At 57.9% G+C, this 16,862-nt stretch carries 16 protein-coding genes and 1 pseudogene; 7 read left to right on the forward strand and 10 right to left on the reverse strand.

Annotated features, from left to right (window positions below; genetic code table 11):
* Positions 1 to 39 precede the first annotated feature (39 nt).
* The 3 genes from K6301_RS22590 to K6301_RS22600 form a co-directional block, all read right to left on the reverse strand.
* Positions 40 to 486 carry a helix-turn-helix domain-containing protein gene (locus tag K6301_RS22590; RefSeq protein ID WP_247221086.1) on the reverse strand — a complete coding sequence of 149 codons (447 nt, stop codon included), beginning with the start codon at positions 484 to 486 and terminating at the stop codon, positions 40 to 42.
* Positions 487 to 794: 308 nt separating this feature from the next.
* Positions 795 to 1,811, reverse strand: coding sequence for a HEPN domain-containing protein (locus K6301_RS22595; RefSeq protein WP_247221087.1), 1,017 nt, complete (start codon positions 1,809 to 1,811; stop codon positions 795 to 797).
* On the reverse strand, positions 1,808 to 2,518 hold the full coding sequence (locus K6301_RS22600) for a hypothetical protein (RefSeq protein ID WP_247221088.1): 711 nt from the start codon (positions 2,516 to 2,518) through the stop codon (positions 1,808 to 1,810). Before K6301_RS22600 ends, K6301_RS22595 begins: the two co-directional genes overlap by 4 nt.
* Positions 2,519 to 2,679: 161 nt before the next feature.
* Between K6301_RS22600 and K6301_RS22605 the strand changes: the two genes are divergently transcribed.
* On the forward strand, positions 2,680 to 2,892 hold the full coding sequence (locus K6301_RS22605) for a helix-turn-helix domain-containing protein (RefSeq protein WP_241605236.1): 213 nt from the start codon (positions 2,680 to 2,682) through the stop codon (positions 2,890 to 2,892).
* 30 nt (positions 2,893 to 2,922) lie between these two features.
* On the opposite strand, the gene K6301_RS22610 is transcribed toward K6301_RS22605, so the two are convergent.
* Positions 2,923 to 3,615, reverse strand: coding sequence for an SH3 domain-containing protein (locus tag K6301_RS22610; RefSeq protein ID WP_247221089.1), 693 nt, complete (start codon positions 3,613 to 3,615; stop codon positions 2,923 to 2,925).
* A 125-nt stretch (positions 3,616 to 3,740) separates the two neighbouring features.
* Here K6301_RS22610 and K6301_RS22615 point away from each other — a divergent pair, with 125 nt between their 5' ends.
* Positions 3,741 to 3,878, forward strand: a complete 138-nt coding sequence (locus tag K6301_RS22615; RefSeq protein ID WP_247221090.1) for a hypothetical protein — start codon at positions 3,741 to 3,743, stop codon at positions 3,876 to 3,878.
* 107 nt (positions 3,879 to 3,985) lie between these two features.
* Here K6301_RS22615 and K6301_RS22620 read toward each other — a convergent pair whose 3' ends face one another.
* Entirely contained in the window at positions 3,986 to 6,343 is a 2,358-nt protein-coding gene (locus K6301_RS22620) for a hypothetical protein (RefSeq protein WP_247221091.1), read from the reverse strand.
* A gap of 412 nt (positions 6,344 to 6,755) precedes the next feature.
* Between K6301_RS22620 and K6301_RS22625 the strand changes: the two genes are divergently transcribed.
* The 5 genes and pseudogenes from K6301_RS22625 to K6301_RS22645 all read left to right on the forward strand — a co-directional run bounded on the left by K6301_RS22625 (position 6,756) and on the right by K6301_RS22645 (position 12,036).
* Positions 6,756 to 7,898 (forward strand): RHE_PE00001 family protein, encoded by a 1,143-nt coding sequence (locus K6301_RS22625; RefSeq protein WP_425475438.1) that lies wholly within the window; start codon positions 6,756 to 6,758, stop codon positions 7,896 to 7,898.
* Between the two features lie 32 nt (positions 7,899 to 7,930).
* Positions 7,931 to 8,092: pseudogene (locus K6301_RS22630) on the forward strand (PIN domain-containing protein); the annotation flags it as partial.
* A 15-nt stretch (positions 8,093 to 8,107) separates the two neighbouring features.
* Positions 8,108 to 9,496, forward strand: coding sequence for an SIR2 family protein (locus K6301_RS22635; RefSeq protein WP_247221093.1), 1,389 nt, complete (start codon positions 8,108 to 8,110; stop codon positions 9,494 to 9,496).
* 1 nt (position 9,497) lies between these two features.
* The gene (locus K6301_RS22640) at positions 9,498 to 11,312 is read left to right on the forward strand and encodes an ATP-binding protein (RefSeq protein WP_247221094.1); all 1,815 of its coding nucleotides are present in this window, start codon (positions 9,498 to 9,500) and stop codon (positions 11,310 to 11,312) included.
* A 289-nt stretch (positions 11,313 to 11,601) separates the two neighbouring features.
* Positions 11,602 to 12,036: a hypothetical protein gene (locus K6301_RS22645; protein ID WP_247221095.1), complete on the forward strand. Its 435-nt coding sequence runs from the start codon at positions 11,602 to 11,604 to the stop codon at positions 12,034 to 12,036.
* 43 nt (positions 12,037 to 12,079) lie between these two features.
* On the opposite strand, the gene K6301_RS22650 is transcribed toward K6301_RS22645, so the two are convergent.
* The 5 genes from K6301_RS22650 to K6301_RS22670 form a co-directional block, all read right to left on the reverse strand.
* Positions 12,080 to 13,384 carry a hypothetical protein gene (locus tag K6301_RS22650; RefSeq protein ID WP_247221096.1) on the reverse strand — a complete coding sequence of 435 codons (1,305 nt, stop codon included), beginning with the start codon at positions 13,382 to 13,384 and terminating at the stop codon, positions 12,080 to 12,082.
* 26 nt (positions 13,385 to 13,410) lie between these two features.
* Complete coding sequence (locus K6301_RS22655) at positions 13,411 to 13,917, reverse strand: hypothetical protein (protein WP_247221097.1); 507 nt, start codon at positions 13,915 to 13,917, stop codon at positions 13,411 to 13,413.
* 249 nt (positions 13,918 to 14,166) lie between these two features.
* Positions 14,167 to 14,520: a hypothetical protein gene (locus K6301_RS22660; RefSeq protein ID WP_247221098.1), complete on the reverse strand. Its 354-nt coding sequence runs from the start codon at positions 14,518 to 14,520 to the stop codon at positions 14,167 to 14,169.
* Between the two features lie 535 nt (positions 14,521 to 15,055).
* Positions 15,056 to 16,201, reverse strand: a complete 1,146-nt coding sequence (locus K6301_RS22665; RefSeq protein ID WP_247221099.1) for an XRE family transcriptional regulator — start codon at positions 16,199 to 16,201, stop codon at positions 15,056 to 15,058.
* Positions 16,155 to 16,838 (reverse strand): hypothetical protein, encoded by a 684-nt coding sequence (locus tag K6301_RS22670; RefSeq protein ID WP_247221100.1) that lies wholly within the window; start codon positions 16,836 to 16,838, stop codon positions 16,155 to 16,157. Before K6301_RS22670 ends, K6301_RS22665 begins: the two co-directional genes overlap by 47 nt.
* Positions 16,839 to 16,862: the final 24 nt, after the last annotated feature.

Below are 16,862 nucleotides of genomic sequence, written 5' to 3' on the forward strand. Positions count from 1 at the left end.
GGATACAGGACGCAGGCATCATAGACCGCGCCGGGCGGTTTAGAGGCCATGGGTCTGAATGAGATTCTCCGTGTCTTCGGCAAGCGCATTCATCGCGGCCTGGCGTGTGTCGAGCCTGGTCTTCAACGCGAGTACGTCCTTGAGGAGAGCGCGACGATGCTTGCCCACGTAACGGAACGGCAGATCGCCGCGATCCATGCGCAGAACGACCAGAGGACGGGAGATGCCTAGGATCGCGGATGCTTCTGTTGGGCTCAATTCCTGCTCCTCGGTGAGGAGCGCAACTCGTTCGCCGCGCAACATGTGGGCCAGAAGAGCCTCAACCGCGGCGGCGGCCGACGGTGGAATCGAGAGCTTATGCTCGCGTCCCCCTTCTTGATGAACATGAAGTTCCAACCTGTCGCCAGCAGTAAGCTTTGGCAGCGGCGAGGCTGCCATGCGGTCCCGATCCGACAACCCGGCGAAGTGAATGATTTGGCTGGCCATGATGCGGTCTCCTTGACGGCAATATAGGAGCTGGGATGCCTAACTGCAATAACTGAAATCTCAACTCGTATCATGCGAGCGTGCCGTCTCATCGAGCATCTGGAGGCCCGGAGGTGAAAGGGTCAAACATCGTTGAAACGTAACGATGCAGAATATCGCACCCATCCTCTCGAGCACTGAGTCCACGTGCGTAATGAAAAGGCCTCTTCCGACGCTTGATTTGCTTGAAGAATGTAGCTTTCCTCGAGCCAGGCGAAGCCCGCCTGCTTGTTGTTGGAACAGATGAGTCACATCGGACCAGACGGGGATCAGAGCGATCTCGTCTGGGGTTTGGGTAGAAGTGAAGCCCGCTCGGCGCTTTCGAGGCGTGCGGTGCAAACCGATACAGCGGTTCTTTGCAGCAAGGTCACACGCTTGATCAGCCAAGCCAAGTCTTCTTCATCGATTTTATAATGGCGCGAATATCGGGCCCCGATATAGGCTTTGTCGAGGCGAGCAAAGCGCTGCGCGGCAAAGAAGCTGTCGCGGGGCCAGACCGCGATCAGCCGCGGCGTGACCCGCTCCGCATGTGTGCGCAGCCAGGCAAGTCGATGCGATTTCGGGCTGTGAAGCGTCAGGACACGTAGGGTACCATGATAGAGCTGTTCGGCCGTCTGATGAAGGTCAAAGGCTGCTTCCCTGTTGTAGCCACGCCCCACAGCATGCTTCGCCAGTTCGAAGCGATACTCGGCGTTCGGGAACCAGTGATCGAAATGGTGGAGCATCTCGGCTCTGGCCACCTCTAAATCCAGCGGTTTGGGTTTAACGAAGGGAAAGCCTGGCCTGTCATGGATCATGATGCCGTCGCGGACGATGTCCACGAAGAAGGGACGACCGAGAACAAGCTGGTTGTTCAAATCCATGATGGAATAGACGATGAAGTTTACCGGCGTCTTCAGACACCTCGTGACCGTCAGTTCCCACCGCAGGCGATCCCTGGCCCGATCCCAGAAACCTGGATCGGCAAAGGTTTTTGTGCTAACGACGACGAGCAGGTTGTAGGCAGCGCGATCGTCACCCTCGTACGCTTCGACACCCAAACAGTTTGCGCAGGAACCAAACAGAACCAGCTTCACGATACTGCCGGCCGTGCCCTTCTTCAGCTGCTTGTCTTTCTGTGCCTGCTCGAACTCCTCCAAGAGGATACGCGCGATCGCTCCCAGTTCACGACGCCTGTGCTCGGAGAGATGACCAATATGTTCAGGCGAAGTCAGTTGAACATGCGCCCTCGTTGCGTGCATATGGCGGAGGGCTTCGGTGTGCTGTTCGCCAATAGCGTCTTTCATAATGCGTCCCCGTCGGAATCCAGGAAGGTCTCGGCGCCGCTGCCAAACATGAAGAGGTTAGGCTGCAAGGTTTGCCCGATGCGTATCAGATCGGCCTGCGCTGAACGCACGTGCTGCCAGGGGAAATCCGGGGGCAACCCATAGTACTCGCCTTTACGCAGGACCGCATCAAGCTTGCCCGCAACGCCGGCAAGTGTCGCGGCCGGTGTGTTCATCAGGGCGTCGGCTGTCATCATTTCAGTACGATCAGCTCGTACCTCGGCTTTCGCGGCCCGAGTATATCCCAAGGCATCATCCAAACGATTCCACGCGTCCTGGCGGTTCCGGAAGGATGCTATTGCCCTTGCCCGTATGGCCTCATGCCCAGATGCATCGCCACAGATCCGATCTACCTCTTCCAGGCTGAATGCGCGGACCGGCTTCATTTCTCCGGGGAGCATGATTTCGACGTGTGGAAATCCGATAGCAGCAACCATCCGGCGTTCAAGATCCAGCTGCAATTTCCAGAGGCGCTGTGTTTCATTGAAGGCTTCAAACCATTGTCGCCAAACGTCCAGCGCGGGGTCGCAGATCTTGTTGGTGGCAAATGCTTTTACACTCTCCGTGCCGGGTCCAAATGGCAACGTTGCCATGGTCGCCATCGTACACGTCAGCAGCATCCTGCGCGTGACGGAAGACAAAGTCGTGGTATCGTCCGAATCAGCCATTGATCCGAGCTCCTATCAGCTTGGGTTGTGGTAAGGCTGAGTGGAGTGTTACCGCACTCCGCTTAGCCGCTTGGTTAGGCCAAATTATATCACTGGCATAATTTGGCGGTTCTAGAGATTATGTCAAGGTAATAATTTTGATCACTGAAGAGCAAATTCGGATGGCGCGAGCGGCACTGAGATGGGGTGTCCGAGATCTGGCCCGCGAAGCTCAGGTGACGGCAGCGACTATTACGCGTATTGAAGCTGGAAAGCCCGCGCATGCCTCCACATTGAAGGCAATTCAGGAGGCGTTTGAAACCGCTGGTGTGGAGTTCATCCCGGAAAACGGGGGCGGTCCTGGGGTGAGGCTGGCGAAGAAGACTATCCGCTAATCATAGCGCCGATGATACGTGGGGAAAGGGCTACCGCGCTCTGAACGGCTCGATCATCGCCTTTGTAACATCGCCGGGGAAACACACCGGCGAATATCCGCCCGGCTTGGTATAGGCGCTCCGCTTGCCGCAGCGCCGCCCAGAGCGGTCGCGGCTATACGGACATGCACATGAGCTCGGATAGGAGTCGAGAGATTCCGCAATAATGCGCTGGATCAAGACTGAGTCCGGAACGACGGGGACGGCAACCTCGATTTCCTCCGGCTTTTTCTCCTTCTTTGCCGGTGCGGCCTTCATGCTGGTCGCGGTTTCGGAAAGAAAGCGAGTGGCGATCCATCCCTCATGCTGGGTGAGATCATCTCGAATTCTGGACCAGTCTCCCGCCTCGTCCATCAGGAAGACCTTTCTCCCGGCATCGAAACGATCGATGATAGGATCGGTCGTCGAAGGACCTGATCGAAACCCCACACGCTTGCCCGACACGTAGCGAATAGCCGCATCGACAGGCCGAAGCGCCAGGCCATCGCTGGATGGCGTCTCGACCTTTGCGCCCGAGAGTTCGCGCGTCGGCTTTGCGGAGACCTCTACAGGTTCGATTTCTACCGCCCGTTCAACGCGGGAAGGCACAACATCCTGGGAAGAGGGCACGGTTGATCCATCGTCCGTCTGCCTGAAGAACGCATAGATCAGCAGCGCGCCAATGAGCCAGTATCGTTTCTTCATCCCCTATCCCCGCTCGAATTCTGGCTCACATGAAGCCGGACGACAAGTCTAGGGTGAGAAAGAAACCGGATTTCCCGTTGATCGTGAACTTGCTACAATGCCACCTCGTAATCGGAGGCTGGACAATGACAGGATGGGATCGCTCGCCCGGACCGGACAACGACTATGCTAGTGCACAGCCCACATCGTCTGTCTGGCGCGGTACCCTCGTCATGGTGCTCGTGCTCTCCGCTGCGGGGCTTGTCATCGGCTGGCTCTCATAGGGTCGGCGGCCATCAACCCCAACGCAGCGCGATCGAAACGCGCCCGAGCGGATGGACGTTTCCACATCCGCTCGGATTTCAAGAGATCCCTGCTCGGTCTGGCCAACCTATGCCGCTTCCCAAACCTGGTTCAAGATCTTAGCGGCCAGTGCCGCCTTGTCCTGTGGCAGGAATCGACCGTAGTGCTGCTGCACCACATCCGGCGTATCCTGGATCGCATAGCTTGCCTGTTCATACGAACCTGTTTGCTTGAGAATGTGAGTTGCCAGAATGTCCCGCACATTATGCGGCCCATGAGGCAGCAAGCCTCTGATGGCGCCACGACCTGTATAGGGATTATAGATGCCGTACCGCTGGATCACGGTCCGCCAGGCTTCATAGAAGGTTGCTGAATTATACGCGGCATCCACGCTGTTCGTCTTCACCGTCTTGACGAACAATGTTCCGGGGTCCTTTGCCGGTCCAAGCAAGACGCCGCGATGCCGGTCGATATAGGCTTCGAGATATTTGTAGAGATCGAGCAGGTCCGGCAGAATGAGCCGGAACGGTTTCTGCCCGAAGAAGGACGAGCCGGCATTCTTGAAGGCGACAGACGGAACGAGCACCTCCCATCCTTGCTCGCGGTCGCTCCAACGCAGTTCCCCGCATTTCATATCCTCAAGGCGCCGTTCGGATGTCGGGAAATGTCCGCGCGGGCAGACGCGCAGCTGGCGTAGGTTCTTTTGTCGAAGACCGAGATGCATCCCGAGACGGAGCAGCAGGAAGGATCGAACGGCCTCCGCAGCAGCACGTGGGTAGCGGTTCTCGTCCGGCATCCGGTTCAGAATCTCGTCTGTGATCTTGCGATATTCCGCCAGCGGGCTTTCCGCTTCCAGAACACACATGATTGGCTCGAACGGGTCACGATGCACGCGCATGACCCGCTGGATTTCCTTCGAGCGGTTGGCGGCGTGGCGATGAAACGCGTCGCACGCGCCATGCCAGTCGCGCGTGGCGAACGCGATCTCCTCCGGTGCGATCAGACCATCGATGGGCCGAACATTCTTCAATAGCTCTGGATGCTGGCGGATCCAGCCGACCTCCGCGCGGGTGAGGGCCTGCGCGACCATCAGCATGTCTTCTTCCCATTTGGTGTAAAAGCCGCGGCGCTGTTCTCGCCATTGCAGATACCAGTCCCACACGCCAGGGAAGATCAGCAGGCCAAAGGTCAACTGGCTGAGCGGCACGCCGCGGCCTTTGACGACGCCGGTGGGCGACGCTGCCAGCGCGCCGAACATCAGGCCGAGATGCTCGATCTTCTGCGCGGCCGTCTCCTCGCCCCATACGCCATTCCGCTGAAAGCCGATCGCCGTCAGCGTCGAGGTCTTGAATCGGATCAGGTCGGCCATTTCCATGGCAAGCCGCGGCGGCGCGTCGACGACTCCGGACAAGAGATCCGGGTCTTCGAAGGTTTCCGCGGTATTGTCGTTGGCAGTCGCGATCAGGGAATCGGTGCGCGGAGACAGCGCTCCTCCGCCATAGGCTATCCCGGGAAAGCGGATGGCGTAACGCTGCTTGCTGGCCGCGGCTTGATACCGCCGATAGTTCGTCGATCCCGAGACGATGACCCGGCGCACCCAGTCGACGATTTCCTCCCGCTTGCTGAACGGCAAGCTGCTGAAATCGTCGGGAAGGTGCCAAGCAATCCGGCGCCGCTCCGCCGGGGTGATGTCGCTCAGGTCGTGGCCGTGCAGGGAGCGGGCCTGGTGCGGGAGCTTTGCCTTGAAGTATCCCGCCGGCAGACGGTATCGCCGTTCAATGCGGGCGAGGATGTCGTAGCTGGCGACGGAGCGCGGCACGCGCTCGCCCTGGATCCAGGACAACAAGGTCTTGTGGTCAAACGTCTCGCCGAGGCGGACGACGGCGCGAAAGAGCTGCCAGTAGTTCTCGCCGAAACGGCGCATCTGATAGACCAGCGCATCCTGAAACGCCGCAGGGTCGTCGCTCGCTTCGAACAATGGCTCCGGAAACGGAGGGATGTGTTTAGGCTTTGGTCCTCTTTGAACTGAGGTCGATCGAGTGCGAAAGCCCTCATCGCCAACCTGCGCTTTTCTGGTCGTTGTTGCGGCTTCTGCGGCTTCCGGCTGGCCTAATCCGCGCGATCGGGATGCCTGCTGTCTTAGCGAGCGGACGTCCTCCGCAACGGGTGGGGCATCCAGCCATCGCAGGATGGCATCCAGGGCGACGCGGATCTGCTTCTTGAGGTCGCCCGTCAGCTCTTCACCGAGGCGGCAAGCGCGTGCGATCCCCGTCCAGTCGAAACGACCATTCAGGAGGGGAGGGACTATTCGGTGCGCGATGAGTTTGGTGAGATAAGCCTCGATGGCGTTCGACGAACGCTTCGAGGCGATTGGCGCGATGCGGAGCTCGCAGAATTTTGAGATCTTGCGCTGAAAATGACGTGATGAAAGGTCTGGTTTTGACATGCTCGCATTCCCATTCGCTCGACATCAATGCCGAGGGCGAGCGGAAATAGGGGCTGACGTTTAACAAAAAATGTACCGCAGCCGGCGCGATGAAAAGAGCGACATCGCTATGGAGCGACATATCAGCGACGGGAAGAACAGCTCTGTGGCATGCTTCTCGGAGCGCAGAAGTGGCATTCTCTGCAGTATAAATTCCGAGGAGGAGTTAGAAATTCGGTACAGCCCGTAAATGCTCGTGAAAGTTAAAATATAAATTCGGGTGGTGGAGGCGCAGTTCTCTGTTAACAAGCCTAGCAGGCGTTTTATAACTATCGATAAGGGATACTTATCGATGGCCAGCGGTGCGCTGGGGCAATCTATCCAGTGACGAACCCAAACGCAGAGATAGATTTCCTTTCGCAAATCATTTACCATAAATTCAGTGGCTTACGATCTCACGAAAATCCCCATGACAGCCCTGATGCGGCCGGCCTTCGACGCCGGCATTGCGCTCACCCGTCTCGACGAACGCATCGCCCGCTCAGCAGTCGGCGCGGGCTTTCTCGAGCGCATGCATTTCCGCGATGCCTGCGCCTCCCTCTGGATCGACGGCGAACTCGTCCATCTCGAAGACCTCGTCCTGCACGACGCCACCCGCGACATCCGCACCCCCACCCACGAACTCACCATCGCCCGCGACGTGCTGCGCACCCGCCGGCGTATCTCTGGCCAGTTGCCGGATTGGGCGCTGTCGCCGGAAGGTATTCGCACGCTCCGGCAAACGTCGGAGATGTCGTCGCCCGGCGCGGCGGCGGAGGCAGCCGGCACAATACGGAGCGCGGTCGCGAACGAACCGGACGGCGAGGAGGAAGACGACGACATCGAACATCTCCCCGGTATCGATTATGCCGCCATCGATGCGGTTCTCGCCCGATCGTCGGCCGCGATCGAGGACGCCAGGCGGCCTGACGGCGCCGGCGGCAACAGGCCGGCCGAAAGGGATCCACTTGTCTACGATCTCGACTGGGACGAGGATGCCCGGCTCGACGAATGGCGCGCCGTCCTGCGCCAGGCCGAAAACCTGCCGGCGGTGTGTCGGGCGATCATAGCCCTCGATGCCTGGAATGAGCTTTCGGTGCTGCAGCACGCGCCCTGGCTTGGCCGTCTGTTTGCCGCCTCGATCTTGCGGGTGGCTGGCATCACCACCGGCGCCCATCTCGCTGCCATCAATCTCGGCCTGAAAACCATTCCCGTCGATCGGCGCCGCCACCGCGATCGCGAAATCCGGCTGCTGGCCATCGCCCAGGGTTTTCTGGCGGCCGCCGAGCTCGGTCTAAAAGAGCACGACCGGCTGACGTTGGCGCGGACACTGTTCGAGCGAAAGCTGGACGGACGCAGGGCGTCTTCAAAGCTGCCGGAGTTGGTCGAGCTGGTGATGGCAAAGCCATTGGTGTCGGCCGGGATGGTGGCGAAGAAGCTCGACGTCACGCCTCAGGCGGCGCGGCGGATCGTTTTGGAACTCGGCCTGCGCGAGATGACGGGGAGGGGGAGGTTTCGGGCGTGGGGTGTAATTTGATAACCCCACGCCTTATTTCGTAGGGGGACTAGGCGAGGCTCATGGTGCTGGGCAAGCTGTCTGGGCGGCCCCGCAACGGTCTAAATATGATCATTGCGGCGCTCGCAGGCGCAAATGATTGTGTTGTGGTGACGGAAAACGATAATGACTTCACGGGGCTTCAGATCATTAATCCACTGCGCCGCGGTATATAGGAGAGGAATAGTACCATGACGGCTGCGCCGCCTGTACCTATCGAGTATCAGCTCATTGGCTTAACGGAAGACGGAAACACCGGCGATCTTCTTCTCGGGCTCGACCAGAAACAAGGGCGAGTTCGCCTCCAGGCTCTGATCTCCGAATGGCTGCGGATGGAAAACCTCGTCGTTCTGACGGGTTCCGGCACTTCGGTTTCGGTGGGCGGCAAGACGATGGCCAATCTCGAAACTGCCGTCTTTGCGACAATTGAGGCTCTTCCCGATGTGCCGGCCTCTATCGGCCCTATCATCAAGGCACGACGGGATGCCGTTTCGCTAGCCGATTTTCTTGATGAGCCGACACTGGGGTTCGAGGCTTGGCTGTCCTTTGTCGCGAACGCGCTTGTCGTTGGACAGTCAAAGGACGCGCCATTCTCCGGCGTCTCCTGGCCAGGCACGCCGGAACCGAGCCTGGACGATCTCAAGTGGTTCGTCGATCGTCTCCGTATGTCGATTTTTGCCGAATGCGCGCTGCACTTGCCCGATACGGCCAAGGCGAAGTCGGCAAGCGAGATCGCTCCGCAGCTTGCGTTTCTCTCCAAGCTCGTCGCGCGCGACAGCAATCTCGGGCGAACCCACCTTTTCACGTTGAACTACGACACCCTGTTCGAGCAGGCGCTGGAATTGCTGGGCATCCAATATTTCGACGGTTTTACCGGCCGCGCCGCTGCTCGCTTCGATCCTTCGGTATACGGGCTCGACATCTATTATCCGGGCGAGGTTGCCGAAGGTCGCGTAAGGCGCTTCGACAAGTTCCTGCACTTCTACAAGCTACATGGGTCCATTCACTGGTTGGAGCAGGACGGCGAGATGCGCGCGCGGCATCCCGACCTCGCCCCTTTCAAAACCTACGGCGGCCTAAAGGCGGACGAGAAGGCGGCCGTTCTCGGCGATTTGGCGGGCGGAATGCCATCGGTCGGAATTCTGCCAACGGCCAACAAGTTCGCGCAGACCCTGACGATGCCCTACGCGCATCTTTTTCGGTCCTTTCAGGTTCGTCTCGGTATCCCGCAGACCTTCCTGCTCATTCTCGGCTACGGCTTCGGTGACGATCATGTCAGTCGTATCATCGAAAACGCGCTCATGAACCCGTCATTGGTGATGCTCGTGGTTGAGCCTAATCCAGCAAGTCCTGTCATCGAGCGGGTGCGCCGCTACAAGGATCTCGGCAAACGCGCTTTTGTCCTCACCCCAACCGACGCCGCCTTTGCTGCTGACAAGTTCAGGCACGCCACCTTTGACGATTTCGCCCGCTCGGTAATGCCTGACGTGCAATGGCTGGACGACTTCCTGCGCCTGCGGCGGTTTGAGAAGCAGATCGCTTCCTCCACAATGCCGACCGAACCTGATCCGGCGGTGTAGGATGGATAATCCACGTCTTATCGGCCACATCGTTTCAGTTCAGGGCTTCCGTGTGAAGGTGGAATTGCTGCCCGAAACCCGTTCCGCGCTGCGGGCGACCCTCGATGGGGTTCAGGTGGCGATCGCCATCAATGCTTATCTCACCTTCTCGCTGGGCGCTGGCGAAAGCGTCATCGGCATCATCACCGACCTCGAGGCGCGGGAAAGTTTCGACCCTTCCAGCGGAGACGATCTCAGTCTGGAGCTTATGAAGCCACGTCGGACTGCCAGTGTGCAGTTGTTGGGCACCATCGAGCACGCCGATGATGAGCCATCGTTCAGTCCAGGTATATCCGTCCTGCCGACACTGGACACACCGGCAGAAATCGGATCACCCGACGTCCTGCGCGCGGTTTTTGAGATCCCACCACGTCGCAACAGGCCGGAAGACTATGATGCCAAGGATTTCGACTTCGACCTGAAGATCGGTTCTCCGACCGGCCAAGCGCGCAATGTCGTGCGGGCGTCCTACAATGATCTGTTCTCCAGGCCGTTGGCGATCGTCGGAAACACGGGCTCGGGGAAATCCTTTTCAGTGTCTAGCCTTATCCAGAAAGCGATGAAGGCGCTGGATGGTGCTGCCCAGGAGCCGCACGTCTTCATCCTCGACATCAACGGTGAATACGCCAAAGCCTTTCCTGCCACTGTGGCTGAGACACGCCTACCGGATCGCATCTATCTCAATGGCAAGGAGTTCAGCATTCCGCTGTGGTTCCTGAACGCGGAAGAAATCTGCGCATGGCTGAGCGCAGCTGAACAGACACAGGAGCCTGTGCTGAAGGACTGGTGGGCGATCGCGAAGGGCGGCAACGCGACGGCTGCCGCCAGTCTCGGTTCGCTCCAGAACGCGATGAGCGCTCTCGACCAGCTTCTCAGCGAGCTGACAAAAATTAAGAAGAAGGCGGCAGGCTCCTACTGCGACGCCATCGCTGGCCATCTCGCGAACACCGATATCGACATAACGACGTTCGAAGCCCTCTTCACCGCGCATCGTTCCGCAAACGACTACAACACCGAGGTCATGAACAATCAGGCCGCAATCGCAGCCGAAGCCGAGAAGCTCAAAGACGCTATCCGGACCAAGATTGTCGGCGGGAGCGATACGGCGGAGGCGGGTGCGCGCACCGCAGATTCACCGATCCCGATTGCGCGTTCGACGCTGACCGATCCGTCTCTGATCAATCGCGCCGTGTCGAAGGAAGACACGTTCAGGATGGACGCTCATTTGACGACACTGAAGCTGCGTTTGAAGACCCGCCTCGATGACAAGCGGTGGCGCGCATTCCTCAACTATGAGGACGCTGACACCGCCATCACCAATCTATCCGCCTGGTTCTCTCGCTTTGGTTTGGGCGCTGCCACAGGTCCGAAGGTGTCCGTGCTCGACCTTTCGATGCTGAGCAACGAAGTGCTTCCTTATGCCTGCGCCGTCGTCGGGCGTGTCCTCCTGGAGGCGCGGGAGCGCTTGCCCGCGGCGTCACGCTACAAGCACCCATGGGTACTCGTCCTGGAGGAGGCGCATAATTATGCCCGCCCAGCTCGTACCGACGAGGATCGTGGTCATCGTCTCGCCCGATTGACCTATGAGCGCATCGCAAAGGAAGGTCGCAAATTCGGACTGTCACTCATCGTTGCCAGCCAACGCCGAGTGAGATCAGCCAGACGATCATCAGTCAGTGCGCCAATTTCATCAGCCACCGCCTGCAAAACCCGGACGACATCGACCATTTCCGCCGCATCATCCCGATGCAGGCGCGGCGCCTGCTGGATCAGGTGACGATATTGTCGTCAGGCGAGGCGATCGTTTTCGGAAGCGCATTCCATATCCCGACACGCGTCCAGTTCGACCGACCGGAACCTGGCCCATATAGCCAGACCGCTGCGCCGTTCCACGAATGGTCGAAGGAAAAGACCCCGTTTCCTCTGAGCACGATCATCGACGCTTGGGGAGCATAGCTTAGAGAGGAGCCAACTGCCTCATGTCTCTAAAGCCTTTTGAGGCTGCTCTGGCCCCAGATTCCCGGTTCGCTGACCTTTGTGTTGTTGAGGAGGGTGTCGCGCGTCGAATGGCATTTAAAGACCATCATGCGGGAATTGCCGATGTTGGTTTGAAGGGCGCAGCGCCAGCAGAGGTACAAAAGGCGTTCGACCGGGCGCGCAGCGTCATGATCTACGCCTTTTTCGACTACGATCTCTTTGTCGTGGGGGAAGTCCAGGCGTTCGGGGCTTTCGAACTGGCAATCAAATTCCGATTGAATGGGCATGGAGGAGACGCCCGCGGCACACTCCGCAATCTGGTCGATCGGGCACGCAAGGCAGGTACACTTCCACCAGTGGTTCACGGGAACACGCCGATGAGCGATCCTATTGAGGCGTTGATAGCCATGCGAAATGGCCTTTCGCATGGCACCTCAGATATTCACACACCAGGCATGGCGCTGAACATCTTGGCGGCTTGCGCTGGCTGGATCGATTTTCTGTTTCCGAAACCGCATGAATGAATGCTGGTCGCCAATCGCTTCCCGGATTGCTTATGCAGTTCGATTAGCCTTGGAATCCCTCTTTCGGTGACCAACGCCTGATTTCGATTTTTTTCGGTCGAAACGGATCGCCTACCAGAGCCAAGCCGTCGCGAAACAGCGCGTATTTATAGTCAGAGCCGTCGGCAAGCCGACCTCGGATGTCCTCGCCAATACCAAAACCAGTGGGGTCAAAGCTGGGCAAGTCGAGTTGTGCGGGACGATCACGACCGCCGGCTTGAATCATTCCAGTGAGGCTGTTTAGGAACGCCCGGCAGGCCGTCTCTTCCATGACAAACCAGCCGTTTGACTTGCCCAACAAACCGCGAATGACAGTATCCCGCATAGCAAGCCGCTGCCAAAGCGGAAAGTCCAAGAGCTCGTCGTGCCACCAGTAGGCGCGGAGAGCCTGCCGGATGGATAGGACATTGCCCATGTACCAGCGACCGGCGTAGGAGAAACGGACGAAAGTGACCGGCCCGGGATCCTCTGGAAACTCGCTTGCTGCATTGATCCAGTCAATCCAATCGACGACAGCGCTCGCGCCCATGAGCAAGAAGTTAGACCGGTGTGTCGCCAGGGCTATTGGCGTTGTAACACCGCTGCCGGTAGGCGGCTGGCTCGAGGGCGGCGGTGAAGCCTTTTTCTTGGGCTTCGGAATCCGGGTTTCGGCAACGCTTAGGAACGCGCCGGATGTGCCCGGCCTTGAGCCGAAAGCTACCGAATAGCCGTGGACGACATGGCCGTAAGGTGAGCCGACATTTACATAGGGTTTTACCTGCCGCCCATATTTACGCTTTGCCTGCGCAGCGATGGTCTTTGCCGTGGCGTTGGCCGCGAACGAGCCGTGCGCCTCGGCCAATACAACACCGTGGCCCTCGACATTTCCGCCATCGTAGAGGAAATCGGCATGAGGATCGAGCGTACTGGCCAAGCACGCCGCATTCGCGCGCCAGACATATCCCAGAGCATTCATATAGAGATCGGTGATGCCGGCGCCGCACCGTGCGGTGAACAGTGTTCGCTCCGTGTCGGCCAAGTCCGCGAAATCAGCCGCAAGTTTAAACGTTTTCGTGTTCGAGATCAGGCACTCAAGTTGAGAAAGCGCGCTATTCTTAAGGCCGGTGAGTAGTTGTGGCCGCGCTTGACGTGTCGTCGCCGTCCTGGCGACCGCCGCCGCCAGCGCTATCGGAGAGAAGGTCAGGGTCGCCGCCGCCTCTGGTGCTTCGAAGTTTGGCGATACCGGACTGGGAATATGCTTATGTTTGGTATGGGTCGTTAGGCCGATGATTATGTCGACGCCCCACAACTCCGCAGTTGAACTCAACACGTTCGCTTTTCTCCAATCGCCCAGCGCTATTTGCTGCTCGCCTTGGCGGTGATGTCGAATTCGGGAATTGAAAGGCCGACGATCAGGTTGATGAACGTCTTCGCCTCGGCCATCGCGGCCTCGGCTTCTTCTTTTTTGCTGAACGTGCCCTGATGTACGACGGCGTTTCGAACAGAATTGATGTTCTCAGCCGACTTGATGAGTGATTTCGCGATTTTGCTCTTCGCAGGGTGAGCAAAATAAACGGGTACAAACAAGCGCGTCACCTTGCCGTGCAGACCGTTTGCCCACCGAAGGAACTGGTCGACAATCGCGGCATCGAATTCGGTCTGGCGAGCCCATTCGGTTCGGATGGCGTAGTTCGCCGCAATTTCGGCAGCCGTTGCGCAGCGAACAATCGCGGCAGAAGGCTCGTCTCTCAAATGGAGGCCGGACAGCTTGTTCCACTGCGATTGCAATTTCTCGAGATCGGTACGCTCGTTGTAAGGCTTTTTGGATGTCTTCCTTTGAGCCTCGTCTGCTGATTTTTTCATATCCCCAAACCCCCGGTGGCAACGCGCGTCGCCTGCTAGCTTAGATGCCAAACCCCTCTAGTCAGACAGTAAAAGCAAAAATGCCTCGTGATCAATACTCGAAGGTGGGAATGCGCGACGACGGCGGTGGCCGCAAAGCATGCTCTTATGCTTACAGAGAACGCACTAATCTTCAGGACAGATGAGGCATGATCAACGCCATGGCTTGGCATCCAAGTCTGGAGATTCGGCGGCGCGTAAGCGCCGTCGTCACCCCAAAAGCAGCTGAGGTTGTGTCGGTAGCACGATCCACTCGACGATGTTGCCGGCTCCGATCATGAAGCCGCGCTTGCGCAGCTCATCTGCATCTGCATCGCTCAGCCGGCATTTGGTTCCATGGCTTGCGGTACCGTCGAAATTGACCACGCCAATTTCGACGCCCTTTCGCCCATATACGTGCGCATGCGTCTGTCCTACACCATGGGTCGGCTGATCGATCCGAATGCTCTTGTCAAACCGTCCCTTGACCCATTTGCCTTCGTCAAGCCGCTCAAACCCCGCATTGTCCTTGGAGATGAGGATTTCGCTCAATGTAATGAGGCTCGCAAACTCTTTGAATCTCAAGCAACAACTCCCTGGTTTAGGCGAGAGGTAACCCGCTCGCCGTACTCGTCCCATTCTAATGGCAAATACCTCTCTGCCACTGGACCGACGAAAACGATAAAGTCGAGTGGGCGTGATCGCCAGCCCCGCGAAGTGGCCACGGAATGTGCACAGGCCTTTTTCGTTTCGCTTATGGGGCGCGATTTACAGGAAATGCTATGTCGTCGGGGCTATCGAAGCGCCGTTCATCTCCAGACCTTCAATTTGCTTATGCATCGCTTCATTCGGGCCGAAGACGACATCGAGCGCGCCGGAACGAGGGCCTTATTCACCGACCTAGCGCGACAATGCGCAGGATGCTCGCAACAAGCTCTTCAACCTTCTCGCTTAGATGTCGGACGAATAGACATATTTGGTTCTTAAGCAGCTCGCAAAGGAACATTGTGAAGAGAAGTACCGCCCATAGATGGCGGACCGCGCTCGTCAGCTGAGCCGCAAGTTAATCGAGCCACCGGACCTCGCGTTCCAGCTCCGGTAACTCCAATGCAGTCCAGCGTCAGTCGCGGCTCGCTACAAGCCGCAGCTTTGGCTTGTCTGCCCCCTTAGTATCATTTTGGGGTGGCGCAAGGCCATGCATTTGAGCAAATTCACTTGGATCCGTTCGAAGCGCATCAGCTAATTCCTCGAGGGAATAGCCGAGTTCTTTCATATGAAGATCGACAAGCTGTCTACTGAGCTTCCCTGATTCCGGCTGGATATCAAATTCCTTAGGCTCTCGTGTCCTGTACCCATACATACTCATCTGCTTGTACAAACGTGTCGCGCTCTCATCTGGGATTACCCCGAGCGTCTTCGCTCTGTAGATCAAGGCAGACATAGCAACCCGCCATTTTTGCTTTAGTAGCCCCAGCTTCGGAATTGAAAGCCCTCGCTTAAGGTCTGCCAGGACCCCCGAGCGTGGCATAAGAAGTTCCGCAGCGAACTCATTCGCCTCTTTCTCCATCGCTTCATACGGATAGGGATGAAGCACGACGTGTCCATATTCATGCGCCAGGCTAAAGCGTTTACGATCAACAGGTCGGTTCTGATTGAGTACAATGACCGGCTTCATTCCCGCTGGCCTAAGCGTGACGCCATCGATGTCGGCCTCACCGAAGTCGCCTTCGACAACGAGGATGCCCGTTGATTCAACATAACGGACCAAGTTGCCGATTGGAGTATCCCCCAACTGCCAGGAGGCGCGCACATGAAGGGCCGCCATGCTGGCCGAGGTGACTGCGCTGGCGTGCTCACTCACACTCGAATTGCTATCAACGACCTCAAATTGAAGAAGCGGATACTCGGGCTCCAAATCGATCGCGTCGAGCAGCCTGCGGAACTGGAATACGAAATGGTTGGCGAGCGCAATGACAGCATGTTGATCCTTTGCGGAAACGGCGGCCTTCTTTCGAAAAGCTGCCCCGTGAAGGCTCATTGGTGTTCTGTACAGCAGCTCCTGCTCGTAGAAAAAGCTTACCGGGAATCCCAAAAAACGCGCAATCGATTGGATTTCTTCCAATGAAAGCACGTCTCGAGTGCCGTTTTCGATCCGAGAAATTGCTGCTTGAGCAACCCCAGTTCCAGTGGCCAATTCCTTTTGGGTCTTTCCGCGCCTGTTACGAGCTAGAAGCAGCATCTCCCCGTTTATCGGTTTTGCCGCCATGGTTGAACTCGTCCCCTTTTTCCTTCTTCAACGACAACTTGGTTCCGCTCGGCCCATCTATAGGACCTGTCTCCGCCGCGCCAGTGGCTTCACCGGGCAATTCGCGGTGGATCTCAATCTTCCGTTGATCGACCTTATCGGCAAACTTCAGAAATGCCCGGGCGACCGAAGCGCCAGTGCCACTGAGATGGCAGGCAATGAAAAACAGAAGGTCGGATGGTGCCTCCACTTCAAAGCCGGGAAGAGTGGGCTCGCTTTCAATATCGTAAGCGGCGAATTGGTGCGCAGCTTTCGAGGTGCCGCCCCGCGGCCCGGCAAGATGAAGCTCAAAGCAGACAGTGAAGACTTTCCCGTCAATGCCGAGCTCACCGAATATCTTATTGCTCTGACCATTTTCGCAATAGTTGATGCTCAGTCCGCGATCGCCGAGCTTGGCCGCAGCTCCGGCCTCCGTCATCGCCCCGTTAAGTACCGATCCGGTGGCCCTTGGGTCACCCAAGTTCACATGCCGGACCTTCGCGAAATCGGCCAAAGTGGCTTCCAGCTCGCTAATTAGCGCCCAAATTGGAGCTTCGAAGCGTTCTCGAGCAGCAAGTAGTGCGTTGTCTCTGTTCAAGTGCGAATCGCCTTCTACCATTTGACATTCTCCATATACCGCCGT

Origin of the sequence: Shinella oryzae (assembly GCF_023038235.1) — a bacterium.
GTDB lineage: Bacteria > Pseudomonadota > Alphaproteobacteria > Rhizobiales > Rhizobiaceae > Shinella > Shinella sumterensis.

What these genes read in the sequence shown, in the direction of transcription:
- K6301_RS22655 (WP_247221097.1), bottom strand. Translation starts at nt 13,917, where the DNA reads ATGAAAAAATCAGCAGACGAGGCTCAAAGGAAGACATCCAAAAAGCCT.
- K6301_RS22600 (WP_247221088.1), bottom strand. Translation starts at nt 2,518, where the DNA reads ATGGCTGATTCGGACGATACCACGACTTTGTCTTCCGTCACGCGCAGG.
- K6301_RS22665 (WP_247221099.1), bottom strand. Translation starts at nt 16,201, where the DNA reads ATGGCGGCAAAACCGATAAACGGGGAGATGCTGCTTCTAGCTCGTAAC.
- K6301_RS22595 (WP_247221087.1), bottom strand. Translation starts at nt 1,811, where the DNA reads ATGAAAGACGCTATTGGCGAACAGCACACCGAAGCCCTCCGCCATATG.
- K6301_RS22670 (WP_247221100.1), bottom strand. Translation starts at nt 16,838, where the DNA reads ATGGTAGAAGGCGATTCGCACTTGAACAGAGACAACGCACTACTTGCT.
- K6301_RS22620 (WP_247221091.1), bottom strand. Translation starts at nt 6,343, where the DNA reads ATGTCAAAACCAGACCTTTCATCACGTCATTTTCAGCGCAAGATCTCA.
- K6301_RS22640 (WP_247221094.1), top strand. Translation starts at nt 9,498, where the DNA reads ATGGATAATCCACGTCTTATCGGCCACATCGTTTCAGTTCAGGGCTTC.
- K6301_RS22615 (WP_247221090.1), top strand. Translation starts at nt 3,741, where the DNA reads ATGACAGGATGGGATCGCTCGCCCGGACCGGACAACGACTATGCTAGT.
- K6301_RS22605 (WP_241605236.1), top strand. Translation starts at nt 2,680, where the DNA reads ATGGCGCGAGCGGCACTGAGATGGGGTGTCCGAGATCTGGCCCGCGAA.
- K6301_RS22590 (WP_247221086.1), bottom strand. Translation starts at nt 486, where the DNA reads ATGGCCAGCCAAATCATTCACTTCGCCGGGTTGTCGGATCGGGACCGC.
- K6301_RS22645 (WP_247221095.1), top strand. Translation starts at nt 11,602, where the DNA reads ATGGCATTTAAAGACCATCATGCGGGAATTGCCGATGTTGGTTTGAAG.
- K6301_RS22635 (WP_247221093.1), top strand. Translation starts at nt 8,108, where the DNA reads ATGACGGCTGCGCCGCCTGTACCTATCGAGTATCAGCTCATTGGCTTA.
- K6301_RS22610 (WP_247221089.1), bottom strand. Translation starts at nt 3,615, where the DNA reads ATGAAGAAACGATACTGGCTCATTGGCGCGCTGCTGATCTATGCGTTC.